Annotated in this window: 23 protein-coding genes and 1 other annotated feature (1 of these 24 running past the window's edge); of the genes, 4 read left to right on the forward strand and 19 right to left on the reverse strand. The window is 43.5% G+C overall.

Annotation, left to right across the window (positions count from 1 at the left end):
* Positions 1-188 (forward strand) — a binding site (T-box leader) (it extends 17 nt beyond the left edge of the window).
* 41 nt (positions 189-229) lie between these two features.
* Positions 230-1663, forward strand: a complete 1434-nt coding sequence (gene proS, locus ACI3E5_RS11455; RefSeq protein WP_325844987.1) for a proline--tRNA ligase — start codon at positions 230-232, stop codon at positions 1661-1663.
* Positions 1664-1708: 45 nt separating this feature from the next.
* On the opposite strand, the gene lplA is transcribed toward proS, so the two are convergent.
* The 6 genes from lplA to ACI3E5_RS11485 all read right to left on the reverse strand — a co-directional run bounded on the left by lplA (position 1709) and on the right by ACI3E5_RS11485 (position 8553).
* Complete coding sequence (gene lplA / locus ACI3E5_RS11460) at positions 1709-2713, reverse strand: lipoate--protein ligase (RefSeq protein ID WP_015509943.1); 1005 nt, start codon at positions 2711-2713, stop codon at positions 1709-1711.
* An 18-nt stretch (positions 2714-2731) separates the two neighbouring features.
* Positions 2732-3472 carry an MBL fold metallo-hydrolase gene (locus ACI3E5_RS11465; RefSeq protein ID WP_005229857.1) on the reverse strand — a complete coding sequence of 247 codons (741 nt, stop codon included), beginning with the start codon at positions 3470-3472 and terminating at the stop codon, positions 2732-2734.
* 206 nt (positions 3473-3678) lie between these two features.
* Positions 3679-4464 (reverse strand): DUF975 family protein, encoded by a 786-nt coding sequence (locus ACI3E5_RS11470; protein ID WP_225001005.1) that lies wholly within the window; start codon positions 4462-4464, stop codon positions 3679-3681.
* 9 nt (positions 4465-4473) lie between these two features.
* Positions 4474-5556, reverse strand: a complete 1083-nt coding sequence (locus tag ACI3E5_RS11475) for a M42 family metallopeptidase (protein ID WP_010749523.1) — start codon at positions 5554-5556, stop codon at positions 4474-4476.
* Between the two features lie 188 nt (positions 5557-5744).
* A complete protein-coding gene (locus ACI3E5_RS11480; protein WP_325844986.1) occupies positions 5745-7799 on the reverse strand; it encodes an FtsX-like permease family protein in 2055 nt (684 codons plus the stop codon).
* The gene (locus ACI3E5_RS11485) at positions 7789-8553 is read right to left on the reverse strand and encodes an ABC transporter ATP-binding protein (RefSeq protein WP_325844985.1); all 765 of its coding nucleotides are present in this window, start codon (positions 8551-8553) and stop codon (positions 7789-7791) included. Before ACI3E5_RS11485 ends, ACI3E5_RS11480 begins: the two co-directional genes overlap by 11 nt.
* Positions 8554-8840: 287 nt before the next feature.
* Between ACI3E5_RS11485 and nrdD the strand changes: the two genes are divergently transcribed.
* Positions 8841-11036: an anaerobic ribonucleoside-triphosphate reductase gene (gene nrdD / locus ACI3E5_RS11490; protein ID WP_034869343.1), complete on the forward strand. Its 2196-nt coding sequence runs from the start codon at positions 8841-8843 to the stop codon at positions 11034-11036.
* Positions 11037-11119: 83 nt separating this feature from the next.
* The gene (nrdG, locus tag ACI3E5_RS11495; RefSeq protein WP_005229836.1) at positions 11120-11716 is read left to right on the forward strand and encodes an anaerobic ribonucleoside-triphosphate reductase activating protein; all 597 of its coding nucleotides are present in this window, start codon (positions 11120-11122) and stop codon (positions 11714-11716) included.
* Between the two features lie 137 nt (positions 11717-11853).
* Here nrdG and ACI3E5_RS11500 read toward each other — a convergent pair whose 3' ends face one another.
* The 13 genes from ACI3E5_RS11500 to dnaX form a co-directional block, all read right to left on the reverse strand.
* On the reverse strand, positions 11854-12510 hold the full coding sequence (locus ACI3E5_RS11500) for a DNA alkylation repair protein (protein WP_325844984.1): 657 nt from the start codon (positions 12508-12510) through the stop codon (positions 11854-11856).
* Positions 12511-12529: 19 nt separating this feature from the next.
* The gene (dinB, locus tag ACI3E5_RS11505) at positions 12530-13654 is read right to left on the reverse strand and encodes a DNA polymerase IV (protein WP_005229832.1); all 1125 of its coding nucleotides are present in this window, start codon (positions 13652-13654) and stop codon (positions 12530-12532) included.
* 150 nt (positions 13655-13804) lie between these two features.
* Positions 13805-14146 carry a P-II family nitrogen regulator gene (locus ACI3E5_RS11510; protein WP_005229830.1) on the reverse strand — a complete coding sequence of 114 codons (342 nt, stop codon included), beginning with the start codon at positions 14144-14146 and terminating at the stop codon, positions 13805-13807.
* A gap of 16 nt (positions 14147-14162) precedes the next feature.
* Positions 14163-15380 carry an ammonium transporter gene (locus ACI3E5_RS11515; RefSeq protein WP_498821723.1) on the reverse strand — a complete coding sequence of 406 codons (1218 nt, stop codon included), beginning with the start codon at positions 15378-15380 and terminating at the stop codon, positions 14163-14165.
* A gap of 171 nt (positions 15381-15551) precedes the next feature.
* Positions 15552-16412, reverse strand: a complete 861-nt coding sequence (gene rsmI, locus ACI3E5_RS11520; protein WP_325844982.1) for a 16S rRNA (cytidine(1402)-2'-O)-methyltransferase — start codon at positions 16410-16412, stop codon at positions 15552-15554.
* 70 nt (positions 16413-16482) lie between these two features.
* Positions 16483-16830 carry a DNA replication initiation control protein YabA gene (locus ACI3E5_RS11525; protein ID WP_026008088.1) on the reverse strand — a complete coding sequence of 116 codons (348 nt, stop codon included), beginning with the start codon at positions 16828-16830 and terminating at the stop codon, positions 16483-16485.
* A 19-nt stretch (positions 16831-16849) separates the two neighbouring features.
* Positions 16850-17650 (reverse strand): PSP1 domain-containing protein, encoded by an 801-nt coding sequence (locus tag ACI3E5_RS11530; RefSeq protein ID WP_005229821.1) that lies wholly within the window; start codon positions 17648-17650, stop codon positions 16850-16852.
* 29 nt (positions 17651-17679) lie between these two features.
* Positions 17680-18612, reverse strand: coding sequence for a DNA polymerase III subunit delta' (gene holB / locus ACI3E5_RS11535; protein ID WP_087627663.1), 933 nt, complete (start codon positions 18610-18612; stop codon positions 17680-17682).
* A 14-nt stretch (positions 18613-18626) separates the two neighbouring features.
* Positions 18627-18956 carry a cyclic di-AMP receptor DarA gene (gene darA, locus ACI3E5_RS11540; RefSeq protein ID WP_005229817.1) on the reverse strand — a complete coding sequence of 110 codons (330 nt, stop codon included), beginning with the start codon at positions 18954-18956 and terminating at the stop codon, positions 18627-18629.
* Between the two features lie 32 nt (positions 18957-18988).
* Positions 18989-19636 carry a dTMP kinase gene (gene tmk / locus ACI3E5_RS11545; protein ID WP_005229815.1) on the reverse strand — a complete coding sequence of 216 codons (648 nt, stop codon included), beginning with the start codon at positions 19634-19636 and terminating at the stop codon, positions 18989-18991.
* Between the two features lie 20 nt (positions 19637-19656).
* A complete protein-coding gene (gene recR / locus ACI3E5_RS11550) occupies positions 19657-20253 on the reverse strand; it encodes a recombination mediator RecR (RefSeq protein ID WP_005229813.1) in 597 nt (198 codons plus the stop codon).
* A gap of 14 nt (positions 20254-20267) precedes the next feature.
* Positions 20268-20582 carry a YbaB/EbfC family nucleoid-associated protein gene (locus tag ACI3E5_RS11555; RefSeq protein ID WP_005229811.1) on the reverse strand — a complete coding sequence of 105 codons (315 nt, stop codon included), beginning with the start codon at positions 20580-20582 and terminating at the stop codon, positions 20268-20270.
* 20 nt (positions 20583-20602) lie between these two features.
* Positions 20603-22324, reverse strand: a complete 1722-nt coding sequence (gene dnaX, locus ACI3E5_RS11560; protein ID WP_498821726.1) for a DNA polymerase III subunit gamma/tau — start codon at positions 22322-22324, stop codon at positions 20603-20605.
* A gap of 283 nt (positions 22325-22607) precedes the next feature.
* Between dnaX and ACI3E5_RS11565 the strand changes: the two genes are divergently transcribed.
* A complete protein-coding gene (locus tag ACI3E5_RS11565) occupies positions 22608-23837 on the forward strand; it encodes an SPFH domain-containing protein (protein ID WP_498821728.1) in 1230 nt (409 codons plus the stop codon).
* Positions 23838-23843 lie beyond the last annotated feature (6 nt).

A 23843-nucleotide genomic window follows, 5' to 3' on the forward strand; every position in this document is an offset into this window, starting at 1 on the left:
GTAATTTTATGATGGTCTTAGAGAGTCGATGGCAGCTGAAAAATCGACACCCGCTGATAAAATGAACCTACCCAATGGCAATGACCGCAAAACGGTCGGTGGAAAGGCCTTATCCTTTACGAGTTGGATTATCCCGATCGATAATCAACAAAGGTGGTACCGCGAAATCCAAGCATTTCGTCCTTTTTTAGGACGAGATGCTTTTTTATTTTTTTAAGGAGGAAAAACAATGACACAAAAAAATGATTTTACAGAATGGTATATCCAAACGATCCAAAAAGCCGAATTGATGGCTTACTCCCCAGTGAAAGGTTCCATTATTTTCCGTCCTGACGGTTTCGAACTTTGGGAACATATTCAAGAGGAGTTCAATCGTTTCTTGAAAAAAGAAGGCATTCGCAATGCATACTTCCCAATGCTGATTCCGCAAAATTTCTTTATGAAGGAAGCGGATCATATCGAAGGCTTTGCCCCTGAATTACCTTGGGTCACAGAAGTCGGCAACGAAAAACTGGAAGAACCTTTGGCCTTGCGTCCAACCTCAGAAACCATGATCGGCTCTGCCTTTTCTGATTGGATCAACTCCTACCGTGACCTGCCTTATGAAATCAATCAATGGGCAAACGTCTTTCGTTGGGAAAAGAAAACACTGCCTTTCTTGCGTACCTCAGAGTTTTTATGGCAAGAAGGTCATACCGCTCACGAAAATGAAGAAGATGCTCGTCAACGCACCATGAAAGTCTTAGATGAATATGCCCGCCTTTGCGAAGAATTTCTAGCGATCCCTGTTTATCGTGGACAAAAAACCCCATCTGAGCGCTTTGCGGGGGCAGTAGATACTTATTCGATCGAAGCGATGATGAAAGACGGCAAAGCAGTCCAAGCAGGAACCAGCCACTACATGGGGACAAAATTTGCTGAAGCATTTGATATTACGTATTTAACGAAAGAAAACAAGCATACCCATGCCCACACAACCTCTTGGGGTGTCTCTACCCGCTTGTTAGGTGCCTTGATCATGACCCATGGCGATGAAAATGGTTTAGTTTTCCCACCAACCATTGCACCAACCCAAGTTGTGTTGTTACCAGTCGGTCCTTGGAAAAAGAATCCAGCCATCTTAGAAAAATTAGAAGAACTGTATGCCAACTTTAAAGCCAAGGGCATTCGTGTTCGTTTGGATGATTCTGATAACTCACCTGGCTATAAATTCAATGAATGGGAACTAAAAGGCGCTTGCTTGCGAATCGAATGTGGCCCAAGAGATTTAGAAGCTGGCAAAGTCATGGTCAAAGTCCGTGACTTACCTGACAAGCAAACGGTGGCGCTTGAGGAATTAGAAGCGTTTGTTGACCAAGAATTACAAGCAATGACTCCACGTTTATTAGCAGCTGCGAAGGAACGAAACAAAGAAAATGAGTACACCAACATCGATACATTGGATGAACTAAAAGCCCATATCGAAACGTGCAAACAAGAAGACAAAGTGACTGGTTTTGTTTTGATCGGTTGGGACGGCTCGGAAGAAACCGAAGCCAAAATCAAAGAAGAAACTGCCTTTACTACCCGAAACATTCCGTTTGAAGCGCCAATGGAAAAAACGGTCGATATCGTCAGCGGGAAACCTGCCAAACACACCGTTTGGATCGCCCGCGCATACTAATAAAAAACGAAGCAGCCAGATGGAAAAGGCTGCTTCGTTTTTTGATTAATAAATCAATGAAAGAAAATCTTCAGGCGTGATGTTGCCAAAATATTTTTTGACATCAATGTTGGCAATGACTTGTGCCAAATCTTCTTTGGCATAACGAGTACCGATCAGGGCTTGTTCTACATCTGCAATGTCCCCTAGGCCGAAAAAGTCGCCAAAGATTTTGGCATCTGTGATTTTTCCTTCTGCCACATTTAAACGAACTTCGATGGAGCCGATCGGGAATCGATGACGGCGTTCGATATCAAAGGCTGGTGATTTGCCGTAATTCCAATCCCAGTTACGATAATACTTATCGGAAATCTCATTGATCTTGACCCAATCCTCTTCTGTTAGTTCATAGGTTTTGACGTCTTCCACGGAATCGACACCAAAAATCTTCAATAAGATTTCTTGACGGAACTCTTCAGTCGTCATGTCTTGCTTCTCTTTTGGCAAGAATGGTTTGATGTTGGTCACTCTTGAACGGATCGATTTGATGCCTTTTGATTCGATTTTGTCTTTACGGACTTTCAAGGCGTTGACTACTTCATTGATATCACTGTCAAACATGATCGTGCCATGAGCAAACATCCGGCCATTTGTTGCGTACATCGCATTCCCAGAAAATTTCATGTCATTGATCACAAGGTCGTTGCGGCCTTTTAGTTGCGCCCCTTCAACCCCCATCTCATGTAAAGCTTGGACGATTGGTTTGGTCAGTTTTTCAAAATCTCTGAAAGAATTCCCATCGTCAGGCATAATAAAGCTGAAATTCAAGTTTCCGAAATCATGATAGACTGCACCGCCGCCGCTGAAACGACGAACGACATGGATCCCATGTTCATCCACATACTCCTTATTGATCTCTTCGATCGTATTTTGATTGCGTCCAATGATAATCGATGGTTCATTAATGTAAAAAAGTAAGATGGGTTCATCCACTTTCATTTCTTGAAGAAGAAAAATCTCGATGGCTAAATTGATGCGTGGGTCATTCAGTTCGTTCGGTACAAAAAGCATACTATTCGTTCCTCCTAATTAGATGATTTCAATTATTTTTTGAACAGCCGCCAATTCAACGGGGATCCCATTGGCAGCTAGTGCAGCCTCTTCTCGTAACTGTTCTAAATCACCGTGTTGCGGCAAATGCGTCAACATTAATTTTTTTACCTGCGCCGCATGGGCAATCTCGCCTGCTTCTTTTGACGTAAAATGAGCCTTGTGCCGCTCATTGCCTGCAAAAAGATAGGTATCTGCCAAAAACAGGTCAGCTCCTTGTGCAAACGGAACAAAAGATTCTAAGTAGCCAGAATCGCCTGTAAAAACAAAAACCTTGCCTGTACTTTTCTCAACAAATCGCATGGCGTAGCAAGTGACTGGATGGATCGTTTTCATAAAGGTAATGGTAAACGGGCCCAATTCCAATGACTCCGTTTGGAGGTAATCAATTCCTTGAGTCACTCCAGGCATCGTCAGGCTTTCAAAATGAACTGTGTCCTCCCCATGTCCGTAGATTGGCAAAACCTGGCGTTCTTCGTTTCCTGGATATAATTGCCAATAGTATTGCAATACCCCTAGATCCGCAATATGATCGTGATGGTAATGCGTCAGAATCACTGCATCTAAGTCTAAGGGATCAAGGATTTTTTCTAGTTGGACCAAGGTGGTGCTTCCCGCATCAAGCAGCAAATGAAAGCCTTCCGACTCAATTAAATAGCCAGTAGTCCCTTCACCATTATACGGATAGGCACCTAAACAACCTAAGACAGTTATTTTCACTTGTGTTTCCTCCTCTTTGGCTCAAGCTGGTTTTCTACTTCTTTTATGCTATCACATCTCAGCTGATTTGACTAAAATCCGACCATTTTTTTGCAAAAAAAGATCGAGAAAACGAGAAAAAAACGACGTCTATTGGTAGAACCCTATGAATGAGTTTTTTACTCTATCTGCAGGGAGCCAGACCAATGGGCCGTCGTCTTTTTTGTTTATCTGATCATCGCTCGTTGTTCATTGATCAATTCCTCATAAAATACTGCATTGACTGCATAAGCGTAGGCGTTTGCCCATAGCATCCCGATCATCAGTGCCAAAAAGCCGAGAATAAACCAACCAATCAATGATAACTGTAGCCAAATGTATTGACCCAGATGTGGACGCAAGAGCGCAAAGGCCACTTTAATTGACTGAAGAACCCCTAATTCCGGTTGATCATAGCGCAGATAGATCGCTAATTGGATCACACCAGTAACGACTTGTGACAAAAAGAAGAACAAAATGATGGCGAGAAAAGTCCCGAGTACAAAAGCCAGGGAGCCATTAAACATCGCCAAATCAATAGAGATTCCCCGATTAAAATTGAATACCAAGTCCAAATATTGATTGAGTCCTGATAAGACAAACTGCGGCAAGAAAATCGCAAAACTCAAAAGATAATTTAAAAGCGCGCTCACTAAATTTAGTAGCAAAAACGGTACATACAGACGCTTATCAAAGACTAGAAAAATATCCCCCACCTTGATTCCTCTACCACGAACCAGATAGAGCGCCATGATACTCAATGCTACCGAAAACGCAAAGAAGACAAAATTGTCCAAGATCAGATCGATCCAGCTCCCTGCATTGTTTGCACCAAAAGAAGTCCCAATACTACTAAAAAGCGAGCTGACCACCGCTTGTACCGCAACCGTCGCTAAAATACTTAAGACGAACGTTCCCCAGAATCCGCGCAAGGAGTTTTTGGCGGTCTCTCGAATCATTGTATTTGATCTCATAGACTCACCTTAATAACTGCGCAATGCTTTAACGGTCTTATCGTCTAAGCGGCGAACCACTTCCGTCACAAGCTTGACTGTATTGAAGTAGTCATCCTCATGAATGACAGAAGTATGAGAATGCAGGTAACGAACTGGCACGGTAATAGCGATCGAAGGGACCCCATCACGAGTCAAATGCATTTGACCAGCATCGGTTCCTCCACCAGTGATCACGGTATATTGGAAAGGAATTTCCATCTCTTCTGCGACATCGATCACAAAATTCAATAATTTCTTGTGAGGAATCATGGAAGCATCGAAAATCAGGACTTGTGGGCCTTTGCCTAACACAGAATCCGCTTCTTTTGGTGTCATTCCAGGTGTGTCCCCAGCGGTACCAGTATCTAGTGCGATCGCGATATCGGGATTCACTAAGTGAGTGCTTGTTCGCGCCCCTCTTAGGCCAACTTCTTCCATCACGTCACTGCCAGCAAACAAGCAGTTGGGATGTCCTTCGGCTGCCAAGGTTTCTAATACCCGCAGTGATACCGCCGTACCGATGCGATTGTCCCATGCTTTGGCTAATAAAAATTTGCTGTCGTTCATCCGTTTGTATTGGATATAAGGGGTGATCATATCTCCCGGACGGATCCCCCAGCCTTTGGCTTCTTCTTCACTTGAAGCGCCGATATCAATGAACATATCTTTGATATCATACGGTTTATTTCGAGTCTCTGGACTCAAGACATGGGGTGGTTTTGAACCGACGACACCGTGGATCAATTTGCCTTCATTGGTTTTGATCTCGACTTGCTGTGCCAGCATCACTTGCCCCCACCAACCACCAAGGGTCTGGAATTCAATAAAGCCTTTTTCTGTGATTTTAGTTACCATAAAGCCGACTTCATCCATATGTCCCGATATAAAAATTTTCGGTCCACCGCCATCACCAACATGTTTGGCAATGACACTTCCTAAACCATCAAAAAAGATATCTTCAGCAAAGTCTTTGGCATATTCTTTAAAGACTTCACGCACTTCCTCCTCATTCCCAGGAACCCCACGTGCAGTCGTTAGGTCTATTAAAAGCTGTTCTTCTTTTTTCTCCATCTTGCTTCCTCCTTTGTCTCATTGATTATGATTATACCATTCTCTTAATCTGGTGCCAGAGGGAAATACAAAAAGATTGGTTAAATGAAAAAACGATCCTCGTTTTGTCGTGATCCTCAAGATTAGATTTTTTGGTCTAACTTGTAAGGTTCGCTTCAATTCTAAGGATCGTTTTATCAAGAATTCAATCAAGTTTCAATTATTCGCAGACACAGCTTGACGGTAATCAAATAGGCAAATAGATAGACGACTGCTGCAACTGCCGCAAACAAATGAGCCACCCAATACCCAGGACTGTCGATGATTTGGGTGAAGGTATTGATGGCAAAGACGGCATGCAAGATCGCCAGTAGCGTACCTGGCATAAAAATCCAGATGTTTTGCCAGTAAACGAGTTTGCGTACTTCTTTTCGGGTGTAACCTAGTTTGGTCAATAATCGGTAATTGTGTTTCTCCCGCTCGGTATTTGAAAATTGCCGAACGATCAAACTGCTGGATGTCGTGATCAAAACGATCACACCTACAAATAATGACACAAACAAAACGATTCCTGCTTGCCGCCGCACGCCGCGCATCGTTGTAAAACGATTCGCTAAGGTCAGTCGATATGCGGTCATCTGGTTATTCTCACTGGTGGAATCTCGGGCAGTCTCTGGATAAAAACGCACGCTTTTTTGGTCATCGCTAAACTCATAGGTCAAAGGATGCGTCCACTCAATCGGCAGCTCTTCATCTAGCAGCTGAGTCAAGCTCTCCGTTTGCACCTTGTCTGTTTGTAAATAAGCAACGCTATAGGTGAAGCCCTCAACTTGCTGGTACGCATCATCTTGGATGACAAGGACATTCGGCAAGGAATAGCGCAAGGCAGAATCCCCAAAATAATCCTGTTCTGCTTGAATGAGTTTGAACGTATGTTGACTGCCGATTTTGACCTCATCGCGATAGGTGATAAACGAACGAGTCACATCGTATTGACTGTCAAAAAGCACCGCTTGTTTATCGGTACTCAGTTGAATATCCGGGGCATCGGGAACCAGTTTTCGCAGACGCTGATAATCAGAAAAAGCGACCAGATTCACCATGATATTTTCAATATTTTCGTCTTGCAACTCTCCAAGGTAACGGGTTTGAACCGTCATATTGGTCATTTTATAGGGAATCGATTGTTCGGCAATAATCGGTGTATCGGCTTTTTCTAAAAGGTCCCGCAAGGTATCTGCCTGCTCTTCTGACACTTGAAAGGACGTTGGATAAATGCGGTTCGTTGCTTGATAGTTTAATGAGATGACCCCCATCGTTCCTCCGATCAGGGAGATTGCGATCGCTGTGATGATCGTCAAAAGCGCATAGCTTTTCCACGTTCTTTGCAAGTAAGCCCGCACGTTATTGTAAGCAATCAGTTTCGCCCCTTTGATAAGACGTTTTTTCGGCTTACTCAAAAAATATAACAATGCCGGCAACGAGCAATCAAAAAAAAGATAGGTTGCCGTCACACAACAAAACAGAATCAATAAAGGAATCCATAAAATTGCTGAAAAATCTTGTGTGTACGTGATATAGTTGGTCCACGTTTCCCGCAGGGTCAAAGACAAATAGTAGCCTACCCCCAGTAGAATCAGACCTAGAACCCCCATTAATGAACGAAACGGGGTCATTTTCATTTTCTTGATCGGTAAGCGGTATTCAGTCTTGATCAGCTCACTCATTGGGGTACGCCATACAAAAAGGATCACTTGAATACTCAAAATAATCATCGCCGCGATAAAGACAAAAACCGTTGAAAAAATCGATTGGGGCGAATTAAAGAAATGACTCGTTAAATTCAAGCCCATCGCTCGAATCAAAATCATAGAAAAAAATTTCGAAAAAATAATCCCCATAAAGATGCCGGTCACTAAAGAGAAAAAGTTCAATAGAAACGTTTCCCGCAGCAACAGCCAAGCCAGACGACCTTGCCGCAGCCCCAAAAGCTGGTAAACACTGATTTCTTTTTGCCGCTGACTAAGAAAAAAATGATTGGCACTCAGCATAAAAAACAAGACGACAAAGGCAACCACACTGCTGCCGAATCCTAAAACCCCTTCAATGCGTATATCTTGCTGGACCCGTTGATTCAGCAGACGATCATTCATCAAGGCGTTAAAGGAATAGAAAATCATCACGGCGGTCATCATACAAATAAAGTACACCATATAGTTGCGAAACTGCCGTAAAAAACTCCGCCAGCCGATTTTAAACAACATGGCGCGGACCGCCTCCAATCGTTGCCTGCATATCGATGATTTTTTCAAAAAATTCCTGACGCCCGCCTTTTTTGACGACTTCTGCAAAGAAGACACCGTCTCGGATGAATAAAATTCGGTTGCAGTAGCTGGCGGTGAAAGGATCATGCGTGACCATCAAGATCGTCGTTTTCTCTTGTTGATTGATTTGCGCTAAATACCGTAACAATTCTGTCGCCGCTTTTGAATCAAGGGCGCCAGTGGGTTCATCAGCAAAAAGGACCGCCGGACGACTAATGATTGCTCGAGCAGCAGCGACCCGCTGTTTTTGCCCTACAGACAATTCTTCTGGGTAGCGATCTAACAAGTGGTCGATTCCTAACAAATTGGCCGTTTGTTCAATGCGCTCTTGGGTTTCACTCACGGGCAAACGATCAATGGCAAGGGGAAGCAAGATATTGTCTCTGGCAGTCAACGTCTCTAAAAGATTAAAGTCTTGAAAGATGAAACCGATCTGCTGACGACGAAAATCACTGAGGGCTTTTTCCGACATTCGGGTAATGTCTTTGCCGTTGATATAGATCGAGCCTAAGCTAGGTCGCATAATTGAAGACAACAGATTCATCAAGGTCGTTTTCCCAGCACCGCTAGGCCCCATGACCCCGACAAATTCTCCTTGATCCACTGCAAAAGAAAGGTTATCTAATACTTTGGTTTGATTGAAACGAGTGCCGTAACTTTTGGTTAGATGCTTCACATCAATCATATTTTTCACATAGAACCCTCCTTTAATAAAATTCTCTCCTTATGGTAGCATACTTTTTCATTGAATACTTCTGCTTCAAAACAGAGAAAAAATAAATTTAAAAAAGTTTTTTATTCATTATGTGAAACATGGAACAACCAAATCCTTAATCTTATCAGTTTTCTCAGAAAACATCCCAATGAATATACACCATATATTGTGTATATCCAATTTACCAACCCTTATTCACCACTATATATAGTTGCTCATTTCTACAATTTGTTTTATTATATTGAGGAAGATAAGGAGTGGTAGAAATGATGAACATTAAGAGAAATCCTGAGCAAGGGTTGGAAAGACAGTCCGCTTTGCGTCAGTTAAAAATCGTAAAACGTGATGGACGGCTTGTCGATTTTGATGATCAAAAAATTTACGATGCGTTAGTGAAAGCCCTAAGAAAAATCAATGGCGAGCTTTCTCCCATCGACCACGAAAAAATCACCGAGATCGTTGACAGTGTCGATCACGAGATCGCGGAACGTTTTCGTACGAATGTAAAAATCTATGAGATCCAAAATATCGTCGAGCATATCTTATTAGCAAAAAACGAGTATGCCTTGGCTGAAGAATATATCAACTATCGGACCCATCGTGATTTCGAGCGCAGCAAAGCCACAGACATCAACTTTACGATCAACAAATTGATGAATAAAGATCAATCGGTCGTCAATGAGAATGCCAATAAAGATAGCAATGTGTTCAATACACAACGTGATTTGACCGCTGGGATCGTAGGAAAATCGATCGGTTTGAAAATGCTCCCTCCTCACGTGGCAAATGCTCACCAAAAAGGCGACATTCATTACCATGACTTGGATTATCATCCTTACACCCCAATGACCAACTGCTGCTTGATCGATTTTAAAGGCATGCTGAATAATGGGTTTAAAATTGGGAACGCCGAAGTGGAATCGCCAAAATCGATCCAAACGGCCACCGCTCAAATCTCACAAATCATTGCAAACGTAGCATCGAGTCAATATGGCGGCTGTTCTGCTGATCGAACAGATGAATTATTGGCTCCTTTTGCTGAGTTGAATTATCAAAAGCATCTAAAAGATGCCGAAGAATGGATCGAGTCGCCTGAACGTCGGGAAGCTTATGCGAAGAGCAAAACGCGCAAAGATATCTACGATGCAATGCAAAGTCTAGAATACGAAATCAATACGTTATTCACCTCAAACGGACAAACGCCGTTTACTTCCCTTGGCTTTGGTTTAGGAACCAATTGGTTCGAACGGGAAATCCAACGAGCGATTCTCCAAATTCGCATCAACGGGTTAGGCAGTGAAAAGCGTACCGCTATTTTTCCAAAATTGATCTTTAGTATTCGCCGTGGCGTCAACTTGGCCCCTACCGATCCGAACTATGATATTAAAGAACTGGCTTTAGAGTGTGCCACCAAACGGATGTATCCTGATATTTTGAATTATGATAAATTGGTTGAATTGACCGGCAGCTTTAAAGTGCCGATGGGCTGTCGTTCTTTCTTGCAAGGCTGGAAAAACGAACGTGGCGAAGAAGTCAATGTCGGTCGGATGAATCTAGGCGTCGTAACATTGAATATTCCTCGGATCGCCTTAGAAGCAAATGGTGATCAAGAAAAATTCTGGACGCTGCTGGAAGATCGTCTGCAAATCGTCAAGGATGCTCTTGTCTATCGGGTGGAGCGCTGTAAAGAAGCCAGTCCTGCGAATGCGCCGATCCTTTATATGTATGGGGCTTTCGGTGAACGTTTGGATCGCAAAGACAATGTGAATGAACTATTCAAAAACAAACGTGCTACTGTTTCTCTTGGATATATCGGTTTGTATGAAGCTGCTTCGGCTTTTTATGGTGGAACATGGGAACAAGATCCAGAAGCAAAAGCCTTTACCCTAGCGATCGTGAAAGAATTGAAAGCTCATGCAGATGCTTGGGGCGATGAATACGGCTATCATTTCAGCGTGTATTCGACGCCTAGTGAAAGCCTGACTGATCGTTTCTGCCGCTTGGATACCGAAAAATTCGGTGAAGTTGAAAACATTACCGACAAAGAATACTACACCAACAGCTTCCACTATGATGTGCGGAAAAATCCGACACCATTTGAAAAACTTGATTTTGAAAAAGAGTATCCAAAATACTGTTCTGGCGGGTTTATTCATTACTGTGAATACCCAGTCTTGCAGCAAAATCCAAAAGCGTTAGAAGCGGTATGGGATTACGCTTATGATCGGGTCGCCTATCTTGGAACAAATACCCCTATCGATCACTGTTATGAATGTGGGTATGAAGGAGATTTCAATCCAACCGAACGGGGCTTCGAATGCCCACAATGTGGCAATCATGACCCAAAAAGTTGTGACGTCGTCAAAAGAACCTGTGGGTATCTTGGAAATCCTCAAGCTCGTCCAATGGTCAATGGACGGCACAAAGAAATTTCTGCCCGGGTCAAACATTTGCAAGAATAAACGAAAAAGGAGTGCTAGAATTCTTCTACACTCCTTTTCTTGAAGACCAATCCCTGTAATTCATGATAGAAAGAAGTTTTCTTATGAGAAATCCGAAACCTAAAGAATGGCAAGCCAAAGAATATAGCCAAAATTATATTGCTGATTACAAAGCCTTCAACTTTGTTGATGGTGAAGGCATTCGAAATAGTTTATACGTGAGCGGCTGTCTCTTTGCTTGTGAAGGCTGTTTCAACAAAGCGGTCCAAAACTTTCGCTATGGTACACCTTTTACGCAAGAACTAGAGGATCGAATCATCGAAGATCTGCGGCATGATTATGTCCAAGGGCTGACCCTCCTGGGCGGCGAACCTTTCTTGAACACAACAGTCTGTCTGAAAGTCGTTGATCGGGTGCGTGCTGAATTTGGGCACAGCAAAGATATTTGGAGCTGGTCAGGCTACACCTATGAAGAATTGCTTTTGGAAACACCCGATAAATTGGAACTTTTATCCAAAATCGATATTTTAGTCGACGGTCGTTTTGAACTGAGCAAACGAAATTTAAACTTGCAGTTTCGCGGCAGCAGCAATCAACGAATCATTGATCTTGCTGCATCTCGGGAACAAGGAAAAGCGGTTATCTGGGCAAAGTGCAAAGATGCTGAAGCAAGCTACGAACAAATCAAAAAACAAATTTAAAAACTAAAAACACCGTGCATCTTGAGGTGACCCCAAAAGTTAGACCAAAAAATCGAACTTTTGGCGGTCACCTCCTCTTCCTTCAAAGATGATGCACGGTGTTTTTTTATGTTATCTCAACTCAGTGACCAAGTTTTTTACAGGTACTTACTTGCTTCACGAATCGTCAAAGGCGCCAGACTTGTTTGATAGCGAAGCAGAAAGTCTTGGACCCACTGAGGATTCGTCTTGGCATAATCCCGTAAGCTCCAACCAATGGCTTTGTTGATAAAGAATTCAGAACTCCCCAAATTATTGACGAGGACCTCTTCAAGCAGTGGTCGATCCATCTGTTCTTTTTGCAGCAGTTGATGGAGTATTGCCACACGCCGCAGCCACAGATTTTCCTCAAGACTCCAGCGAAGCATTTCAGCTTTTAATGCTGGCAGTCGGCGAACTAGTTTTCTGACAACCTCACTTAGGGCATCCACGCTATCCCACCAAGCTTTTGTTATGACTAGCTTTTCAATTTTTGCCAGATCGATGGCCGCTAGAAACGGCTCCATCACCACTAAATAATCAATCGCAAGGTATTGGTGTTCCCGATAGCTGCTTTGCCAACAAAGATCGATAAAGCCCCAATCAACCGTTTTCGTTTGTTTTGCTGCTTTGAAGGTCGCTTTCTCCTGCTGGCGGCGCAACGGCGTAGGAATGCCTAAAAAATCAAACTGATGCCGCATGTAGGCGGCCATTTTTTCACTTCGCTCCTGATCAGCCAACCCCACCATCGTGTCATATACTTGATAGAGTGTCATTTTGCTCCTCCTCTTCTGCCTACTGCTCGTCAGATAGTTGCCATAAGGGCAGTACGATATTTTCATAGGTCAGTGGATCAAGATTTGTGACGGTGATCCCCAAAAGACGGATGCCTTTTTCCAGACCTAAAATTTCTTCCCAAATCAGACTTGCTTCGGAAAATAGCTGTTCTTTTTTATGAACATAGGTTGGCAAGGTCACTCGCTTGGTGATCGTAGAGTAATCACTGTAACGAACTTTCAACACGACCGTCTTGCCATGTTTTTGTGTGCGCTTCAGTGATCTTTCGACTTCTTCTGCGATAGCCCGTAACTGGCTCAATACTTGTTCTTCACTGGTTAATGGATTGCCGTATGTATGCTCTTTTCCAACTGATTTCCGTTCTCTCGTCACACTAACTGGGGAATCATGGATCCCTCTAACTTTCCGATACAAGGAATACCCCATTTTGCCAAATTCACGAATCAGCGCCATCTCACTCCAGCCATACAGATCAGCTCCTGTAAAAATACCTAACTCATGCATCCGCGGAACAGTTTTCTTCCCGATCCCGTGAAATTTATCAATGGGTAATTGTTGCAAAAAGGCCACTGCCTCATCTGGCATCACCACCGTCAATCCTCGTGGTTTATGATAATCCGAAGACAGTTTTGCCAAGAATTTGTTGTAACTGACTCCTGCCGAACAGGTCAGATGAGTCTCTTGCCAGATGTCTCGTTGAATCAAACGAGCGATCTTAATTGCTGAAGGACAATTGATCTTGTTGACTGTGACATCTAGATACGCTTCATCAATAGAAACTGGTTCGATGATGTCGGTGTACCGATGAAAAATTTCTCTGACTTGCTGGGACACTTCACGATACTTTTGATGATTTCCCGGTTTAAAAATCGCTTGCGGACAAAGCTCATAGGCTTTTTGCGCACTCATTGCCGAGTGGATGCCATATTGTCGTGCCAGATAATTGGCGGTCGTGACCACTCCTCGTCCGCCAGTATCACTTGGGTGACGGGCAATGACGAGGGGATGCTTGGCAAGCTCTGGATCATCCCGTTCTTCCACCGAAGCAAAAAAAGCATCCATATCAATATGAATAATTTTGCGGCTCGTATCATTTTTTAAGGGAAATTGCAGTTCCGACATCGTTGTTCACCTCACTTCTTATTATAAACGAACAGAGGTTCCCTATCAAGCAAGGAATCGAGGGAAGCACGCAAAAAGGACCAATCTTCATTGGTCCTTCCTTCTACATTCACTGCTTTTGCGGCCCTCTTCATGGTCCAAGAAGTTCTACTATAAGGCAGCTTCCCCTCGTTCATTAGTGCGAATCCGAATCGCTTCTTCCAACGGGTAGACGAATATTTTGCCGTCACCGACTTCATCTGTCCGACAGATCGATACAATCAGCTCAATCACCGCATCGACTTTTTCATCTGCTAAAACAAAACGGACATTTACTTTTGGTAAAAGAGTTGTGATCACTTCTTGGCCACGAATAAACTCTTTGAGGCCTTTTTGATTGCCACAGCCCAGCACTTGACTGACTGTCATGCCGCTGATCAAATCAGACTGATCCAAAGCGGCCTTTAGTTCTTCTAATTTTTCTTGGCGAATAATCGCTTCAACTTTTTTCATGACTGCTCCTCCACTCTTAAGAGTCTAACCCCATAAAGGTAGGATAGGCCGTTTCGTCATGTTCGACCCGATCCATCCCCACTGCTTCTTCTTGTTGCGATACGCGAATCGGCATTACCCATTTGATCAAAGTGATAATGACAAAGGATAAGATACCTGCAAATAGAATCGTAAATACGATACTTTCGGCTTGTGCGAGAAAAAGATCAACGCCGCCATAGAGCAATCCTGACCGTCCACCCACTGCTGGATCCGCAAAGATCCCCGTCATCAAACCGCCAAAGATCCCGCCTACGCCATGGCAGCCAAAGGCATCCAGCGCATCATCTAATCCTAGACGATGTTTGATGACAGAAATAAAGAAGTAGCAAAACGGACTGACTAAAGCGCCAATGATAAAGGAAGACCAAAGCGAGACAAATCCCGCACCTGGTGTGATGGCAACTAAGCCCACGACGGCTCCAGTACACGCACCAACGATCGTCGGTTTGCCCAACACGATTTTTTCGATCAGCATCCAAGAAAGCATCGCACTGGCTGCTGCCGTATTCGTGGTCATTAGGGCGTGGATCGCTAGACCATCAGCTGCTAACGCAGAGCCAGCATTAAAGCCAAACCAGCCAAACCATAAAAGGCCAGCACCTAGTACAACAAAGGGAATATTATGAGGACGATATTCGGTTTGATGAAATTCTCGCCGCTTACCGACAACGATCGCTAAGACTAACCCACTGATACCCGAACTGATATGAACGACATTGCCTCCTGCAAAATCGATCGAGCCGATCGCATCTAAGAAACCGCCGCCCCATACCATATGTGCCATTGGAAAATACACGAGAACTAGCCAGAAGCCGATAAATAGGAAAATAGCTGAGAAACGCATTCTGCCCACGACAGATCCAGTAATGATCGCCGTTGTGATCAAGGCAAACATCATTTGAAAGGCCGCAAATAACCCTTCAGGAATCCCTTCTCCTTCTGTCATCGAGACATGATTGAAAAAGACTTTATCTAAATTCCCAATAAATGAGCCTGTGCCGCTAAAAGATAAGGTATACCCTAAAGCGACCCATAGCACAGACGCCAAGCCCATCGTACAAATCACCATCATCATGGTATTGAGGATGTTTTTGCGACGTTCCAATCCTCCGTAAAAAAATGCCAATGCTGGAGTCATAAGAAAAACCATGCCGCTACAAATTAAAATAAATGCAATATTCCCTGTGTTCATTTTTGACGCCTCCTTTTCTTTATGTTAGCTATCCTAACATCATATTTTCAAATAATCTAGATTTTTCTGAGAAAACCGTGAATTTTCTGAAAATAGCTAACTATTCATGTCAGATAATTTAACACAAGTCCGAAAAAAGACAAAAAAATACCGAGAGAATTCTCGGTATGATTACGTTTCTAATTGATGGTAGGCTTGATAAACAAGCTGTTTCTTCACTTGATTGCGTTTAGCCACTTCTTTGATGGCTTCTTTCGAAGACAAGTCTGCCTCTTCCATCAAGGCTGCCACCTGTTCAGCATAGCTTCCTTCATAAACGACTTCAGGGATTTCAGAAGCGCCTTCCACTAATAGACAGCATTCCCCTTTGATTGGTTGTTGGTCGAGGTATTCAATCAATTCTGAAAAGGTCCCTCGCAAATATTCTTCGTGGATTTTTGTCAATTCACGGCAGATAACTGCTTGACGTTCTCCCAATACCTCTTTCATCGTTTCGATCGTCGCTGCGATTCGATACGGTGACTCATAAAACATCATCGTAGCTTTTTGGCTTGCCAATTCACTTAACGCTTGCTTTTGTTCTTTTTTCTTACGAGGTAAAAAGCCATAAAAAAGATTCGGCTGCGGTGATAAGCCAGAAGCGATCAGCGCGGTCAAACCAGCCGTAGGTCCTGGGAGCGCAATCACTGCGATTCCTTCGACCAAGCACGCCTTGACTAATTCATGACCTGGATCACTAATGGAGGGCATACCAGCATCACTGCATTGGGCAATAGTCTTGCCCATTTGCAGCTGTTCTATCAGCTGTGGCACCCGTTCTTTATAATTGTGTTCATGTAAGCTTTTTTGCGGTGTCGCAATCTCAAAATGATTCAACAATTTCTGGGTATTTCGAGTATCTTCACTTGCGATCAGGTCCGCTTCTTTTAAAATTTTGACACATCGGAACGTCATATCTTCCAAGTTACCGATCGGTGTTGGAACAAGATACAGTTTTCCAGTGTCTTGTTTATAACTTTGCTGCTTTTGCATGTACTGCTCCTTTCGAAAAAAAGACCAGCAGAAACTGATCTTTTTTCTAACGAACCGCTTCGTCTGTCAGCTATTTGCCGCTTTCACGATAGATCACTTCTAGACAAAACGCACAAGGTTCGTCATGTTCTCTGCGAGAACCGTATAAGTCATAACAAACATGAAATCCTTCTTCGTAAATCTTTTCTAAATTCATCCGTGATTTAGAAAGCTCTTGTTTGACCGATTCAGCGGGTGCATCTGCCACTTGGTTCAACTCACGAATGTGTTCACGTAAGCGTTGATTTTCCAATTCTAATGTCGTGTTTTTTTCGACGATTTCTTGCAAAGACTGCTTCATTTCCGCTAGATTATTCAAGGAATTTTGCAACTCCACTTCTAACTGATTCAATCCGTCATATATTGATCGTTTGTCCATGCTCATTATGGTCACCTACTTATTTTGTCACTAGTTCTTCATAATCATACTCGATTGGTGTTTGCCGATCATGCAAACGGACTTTGATCACTCGGCTCAACAGATCCAGCCCGACCACACGTCCTTTGCCATCTGGCGTTTCAACTTCCTTGCCGCGATCCGGCAATTCTTTTTTTGCACGCTCATACTCTTCACTTTCGTACTTAAGACAACACATCAAACGACCACATAACCCTGAAATCTTTGCAGGATTTAAGGAGAGTCCTTGATCCTTAGCCATCTTGATGGACACTGGGATAAAATCGCCTAAAAACGTCGCACAGCATAGTTTGCGACCGCAGGGTCCAACTCCGCCTAGCGCCTTTGCTTCATCCCTGACACCAATTTGGCGCAATTCGATCCGTGTATGAAATTCACTTGCCAAGTCTTTGACCAACTCACGAAAATCAACGCGGCTTTCTGCCGTGAACGAAAAAATCAGTTTTGTGCGCTCAAAGGTATATGCCACCCGAATCAGCTTCATTGGCAGCTGGTGTGCTCGAATTTTTTCTTTCCCGATTTTCAACGCTTCGTCTGCTGCTTTTTGATTGGCGGCAGCTTGCTCTAAATCTTTTTTCGTCGCTCGACGCAGGATCGGTTTGACTGCTTGAGGCAAATCGCTCTCATTCATTTTTCTGCTTTTTGTAACCACCGTGGCAAGACATTTGGCATCTTGTGATTCCACGATGACTTGTTCATTTATGGTATAGGTCTGTTTTTTTGGTGTGTAAAAATAAATCTGGCCCACGTCATGATAACGCACTCCGACAACTTCGATCATCTCTGGTCTCCTTTTCCGGCTGCTGCGTTTTATCCATAGATGATTTTCACGGAAAATTGTTCTGCCACTCCTTGGAAAGACACATTGGCTTGCAATTTTTTTTGTGCTTGCAATGCGGCTTCAATGGCACGATTGATCTCTTTTCCCCATAAACCTTGTGCCAACAATCGATCTCGTTCCTCTTGAAAGTAAAATAACAAGAGCAAAAAGATTTCTGATTGCTGATTTTTTTCTTTTGCTAGACCCAATAATTTTTTCTGAACAAAAATAAATGCTTGCGGGTCTTTCTTCAAAAGGTAATTCACCCAACGCTTAACAGCATCCTTAGTTTCATTAAACCATTCATCCTGCGAGATTTCAACTGCTTTATGATAACTATTCGTCAAGTGGCTCAGAAGTCGACTCGTCTCTTTGGAAAGTCCTTCTTCTTGGAGCTTCTCCTGTAGTTTTTCTTTTGACAGCTGCGAAAAATGAATGATCTGACAGCGAGACTGAATCGTCGGCAAAATACGTCCTAAACTCTCAGTTTCTAAAATCGCCAAAAAGTTTCCCACCGGTTCTTCCAAAAACTTTAATAGGCTGTTGGCAGCGCTGTTGTTCATTTTGTCAGCTTGAGACAAAATAAAGATTTTCAGACGACTTTCAAAGCCGCTTTTTGAGAACTCCTCTTGCAGCTGCCGAATCTGGTCGACTTTGATCATCTGCCCATCCGGCTCGATTTGGATGACGTCAGGATGCTCTCCTTGGGCGATCCGCAGACAATTGCTGCATGTGCCGCACGGGGCTTCTTCTTGCACATTGGTACAAAAAAGGCGTTTTGCGAGCCACAGACTTAATTCGTGCTTGCCAGTCCCCTTGTCCCCTTCAAAAAGATAAGCATGAGCAATGCGCCCATGCTTGATACTTTTTTTTAGTTGGGCAAAAACAAGAGGCTGATATTCTTGTAGAAATAACTCCTCCATGAAAAGCTCCTTTTTTAATATTGATGGAATCCGTCAACCGGTAGCACGAACACAGTTGCTCCGCCGACTTCGACTTCGACTGGATAAGGAACTTGACCGTCTAAGGAAATGTCTAAAGACATCGGTGTCGAGACATATTGTTTTCTTGATTGACAGGTTTTTTTGATCAATTCTAATGCATCTTGTACCCGATCGTCTTCAATACCAATGATAAACGTACTGTTGCCAGCCTTTAAAAACCCACCCGTTGATGACAATTTTGTAGCACGGATATTGGCATCAATAAACTCATTTGCCAAACGATTACTGTCTTTGTCTTGTACGATTGCCATAATTAATTTCATGGGACCATCTCCTTTGTGTTATCCAACCTACTCTAGATTGACTTGAAGTAAGCAGGATACGATTCAACGATTGCTGAATAGCTGGATTCAACAACTTCTTGTAACCCCATTCTAGCATCAATCTTATGAATGCGTACAGGATTTTCTTCCGCCAGCTTAAGATACGCATGACGAACCCGTTGATGAAACTCCAATCCTTCCGAATCTAAGCGGTCATATTGATGTGCGCGGTTTTCTTGGATGCGACGCAAGCCAGTATCAGAGTCAACATCTAGATACAAGGTAAAATCAGGCGTCGTTCCTTCCGTCGCAAACTCGTTGATCCGTGCGATCTCAGGAATCCCGATGCGGCGTCCAGCTCCTTGATAGGCAAGCGAACTGTCAACAAAGCGGTCACAGATCACGATGTGTCCAGCATTCAATGCAGGCAGGACAACCTCAATCAAGTGTTGGCGGCGGGCCGCTGCATAAAGTAAGGCTTCCGTCCGCTCATCCATTTCTTCATTTCGCGGATCTAAAATAATTTTACGAATCTTTTCAGCGATTTTAACTCCGCCAGGTTCTCTTGTTTTCACGATTTTTCTTGTTGCTTCAAGCTGTAACCGAGGATACAACTCTTCGATCACACTGGTTTTTCCAGCACCATCCGGTCCTTCGATGGTTATAAACAATCCATTCACCCTAATTGCCTCCAATATCTTTATAATTCTCGGCGACCTTCTACTGCTTTTAGCAAGGTCACTTCATCCGCGTATTCAATATCGCTGCCCACAGATAAGCCATGAGCCAAACGCGTGACTTTAATACCAGCAGGCTTGATCAAACGTGACATATACATCGCCGTTGCTTCACCTTCCGTGGTCGCATTGGTCGCAATAATCACTTCTTTGACCTGATCATCATGCAGCCGCTGTATCAGCGATGCAATGTTGATATCTTCTGGACCTGTCCCTTCCATCGGGGATAACACGCCATGTAGCACATGATAAAGTCCATGATACTCCCGGACTTTTTCTAGTGCCATGACATCTTTAGGCTCTTCAACCACTAAAATCGTTTCTTTGTCTCTTGTTGGATCACTACAGATCTCACAAGGATCTTCTTCAGTTATATTTCCGCAAATACTGCAAAAGTGCAAATCTCGTTTGACACTAAGCAACGATTTGGCAAACTCATTGACGACTTCTTCTTTCATATCGATTGTATAAAATGCCAAACGTGTCGCGGTTTTTTGTCCGATTCCCGGCAGTTTCATGTAACTGTCGATCAATCGGGCGATCGGTTCAGGATATTGCACCGTCATTTCTCCTTTTATAGACCCGGAATGTTTCTTGTATATTTGCCCATCGTTTGTTCCGATTCTTTTTCAATTTTCTTCAATCCGTCATTGACAGCTAAAATGATCATATCTTGCAGCATTTCCACATCGTCAGCATCAACGATCGCTTCATTGATAGTAATGTCTTGTAATGTTTTATCGCCAGTAAAGGTCGCTTTGACATAGCCATTTGTCGATTCGCCGATAAATTGTTTGCTGTTCAGCGCTTCTTGTTCTTTCATCATTTCTTTTTGCATTTTTTGCATTTGTTTCATCATGCCTTGCATATTTCCCATGCCTCGCATCATTATCAATCACTCCATTTTCATTAATTTTCTTCAATGCTGGTTAATTCACCAAATAACTCTTGCGCTTTTGTTACTAAGTCGTCATTTTCAGGTTCGACAGGAGCGGCTTCGGTCTCTTCTTGGTCTACTTCAATTTCCGAATCTGCCGTTGCTTGACCGCCGGCCAAAAACTCTTGCCGTAGTGCTGGCCAACTTTCTTTTGTGATAAACACAGCCTGTGGGGCGTAGTCTTTGATCATGCGAGACAATTGATTATGGATCATCAATTGAAACTCTTGGTCGTTACTTGCTCGCTGGCATAAGATCTCATAGTCAAAAGCGATCACGACGCCCGATTCGCTGGCAGCTTTTGCTTCACTGGAATGCAGCATCGCTCTTTGCGTCACGGAAAGAGACATCAAAAGATCGTCCCAAACATTGCGAACGTTTGCCAAGTCTTTCTTCGTTGCACTTTTCAGTACTTGGAACACGCGTTCCTTTGGTAAACGGAACGTAGTGGTCGCCTTGGCTTTCTTCACTGGCGCAGTGGTTTCCGCAACGGCACCTGCCGGTCGATTCTCCTGCAGTCGTTGCACCTCTGCCTGAAGTTTTTGCAATGCTTGCCGTAACTGCGCCACTTCTTGACTATTATCAGCTGAATTGCTAGCAACAGCAGCACTTTCTGGATCATTGGCTAATTTGACCACAGCCACTTCCAGATAGATCGTAGGATTGTTCGTAAATCGTACTTCATTTTGCGTATCGTTTAAGACCGTGATCCAGTGATAGATTTTTGCTGGCGGGGTATTTTTTGCCAGCGTTTGAAACGCTTCAGTCAATTGCAGCGACTTTTCAGATAGCAGCTGCGGCGCTTGTTGATACATCAGCAAGTCTCGACAATAAACCAACAAGTTTTCCAATAAACGTCGGGCTTCTTTACCAGAGGCTAATAACTCCCGCAAGGTCGCTAACGCATCGGCAACTTCTTTTTCCCCGCAAGCTTGCATCAGACGGTCCATCATTTCATAGGACAAGCTGCCCGTCACTTCAAGAGCATCTTGGGTCGTTACGGTTCCATCACTAAAAGCGATCGCCTGGTCGGTGATACTCAAGGCATCCCGCATACCGCCTTCTGCGGCTCGCGCAATGATCTGTAAAGCTTCTGCTTCGTAATTGATCTCACTAGTAGTAAGGACCGTTTCTAAATGACCCACGATATCTTGCGTATTGATCCGTTTGAAATCAAAACGTTGGGTTCGAGAAATGATCGTTGCTGGAATCTTATGGGGCTCTGTTGTTGCCAAAATAAAGACAACATTTTTCCGTGGTTCTTCCAATGTTTTTAGTAAAGCGTTGAATGCGCCTGTTGACAGCATGTGCACTTCATCAATGATATAAACTTTGTATTCAGCTTGGGTCGGTGCATAGTTCGCACGATCACGAATAAAGCGAATTTCTTCTACACCGTTGTTGCTTGCCGCATCGATTTCGATCACGTCTTCTTGCGTCCCTGCTGTGATTGAGCGACACATATCGCACTCATTGCAAGGCTCACCGTTGACCTGGTTCGGACAATTGATGGATTTGGCAAAAATTTTCGCTGCACTTGTTTTCCCGGTTCCTCGAGGACCCGTAAATAAATAGGCATGCGAGATCTGGTTTTGATCGATTGCATTTTTTAAGGTTTGGGTAATTGCTTTTTGTCCGACAACATCATCAAAACGCTGAGAACGCCAAACACGATATAATGCTTGATAAGCCATAGTTTTCCACACTCATTTCAAAATTCGCTACCTTCTATTATACGTAATATCAGCCAAAAAAACCACCGTTTGCGTGGGGGAATCTCAAAAGAAATGGAAATTTAATCCGCAATCTCCAATTTGTCTCTTTTATTCAAATCCACCTTCTAAAGAACCGTTTATTGATGGATTTTGCGAAAAACTCCTCTCCAACTTTAGACTGATAACGTAAATCTCACCTCCTATGGTATAATGAATCTATGTTCATCTATTGTGATGAAAACAATTTAAAGGAGGACTGAAAATGGGTATTATCAAAGCGGCAACAAGCGCAATTGGCGGCGGATTAGCAGATCAATGGCTAGAGGTGATCGAGCCTGACAATATGAGCGATTCGACAGTAATGACAAAAGGTGTCAAAGTGCGGCGTAATGACAAACGCGGTTCCAACAGAAAAGGCACGGAAGATGTCATCACTGATGGCTCAGTGATCCATGTCTATCCGAATATGATGATGTTATTGGTTGATGCCGGGCGAATCATCGATTATACCGCCGAAGAAGGCTACTATACAGTGAAAAACGAATTAGCGCCTTCAATGTTAAACGGTTCATTGAAAGATGCGATTTCTGAAACGTTTGACCGCTTTAAGTTTGGTGGCGTTACACCGCAAAAACAACAAGTTTTTTATATCAATCTACAAGAAATCAAAGGGATTCGCTTCGGTACTTCCTCGCCTTTGAATTATTTTGACAACTTTTACAACGCAGAACTTTTCTTGCGGGCGCACGGAAACTATTCCTTACGAATTACCGATCCAATTTTGTTCTATACGAATGCGATCCCAAAAAACAAAAGTCAAGTCGATATCAACGACATCAACGAGCAGTACTTAGCTGAATTTTTGACCGCCCTACAAACAGCGATCAACAAAATGTCGGCTGATGGCGAACGAATTTCTTACGTTCCATCTAAGAGCATGGAATTAAGCAAATATATGGGAACAGTTCTTGATGACAGCTGGCGAGAACTCCGAGGAATGGAAATCGTTTCGGTTGCCGTCGCAAGCATCTCTTATACGGATGATTCCGTAAAATTGATCAACATGCGGAACCAAGGGGCAATGTTAGGCGACCCTTCGATTCGTGAAGGCTATGTTCAAGGTTCGGTAGCTCGTGGTATGGAATCTGCCGGTAGCAATGCCGCTGGCGCTACGACTGGGTTTGTTGGCATGGGCATGGGGATGAACGCTGGTGGCGGTTATTTGAACCAAGCGTCACAAAACAACCAACAGCAGATGCAGCAGCAACAAGCACCTGCACAAAGCAACGCAGATCATTGGGACTGCCCACAATGCGGCACATCTAATACTGGTAAATTCTGCAGCAATTGCGGCACGCCTAAACCAACGAGCGATGGACCAAGTCTGAAAATGAAATGCAGCGATTGTGGTGAAGTGATCGATTTAGCCAACGGCATTCCAAAATTCTGTCCGAATTGCGGCAAACCTTTCAAAGGTGTCCCAGTAGACTAATTGAGG

The sequence above is a fragment of the Candidatus Enterococcus avicola genome (genome assembly GCF_047470845.1).
Classification (GTDB): domain Bacteria; phylum Bacillota; class Bacilli; order Lactobacillales; family Enterococcaceae; genus Enterococcus_D; species Enterococcus_D casseliflavus.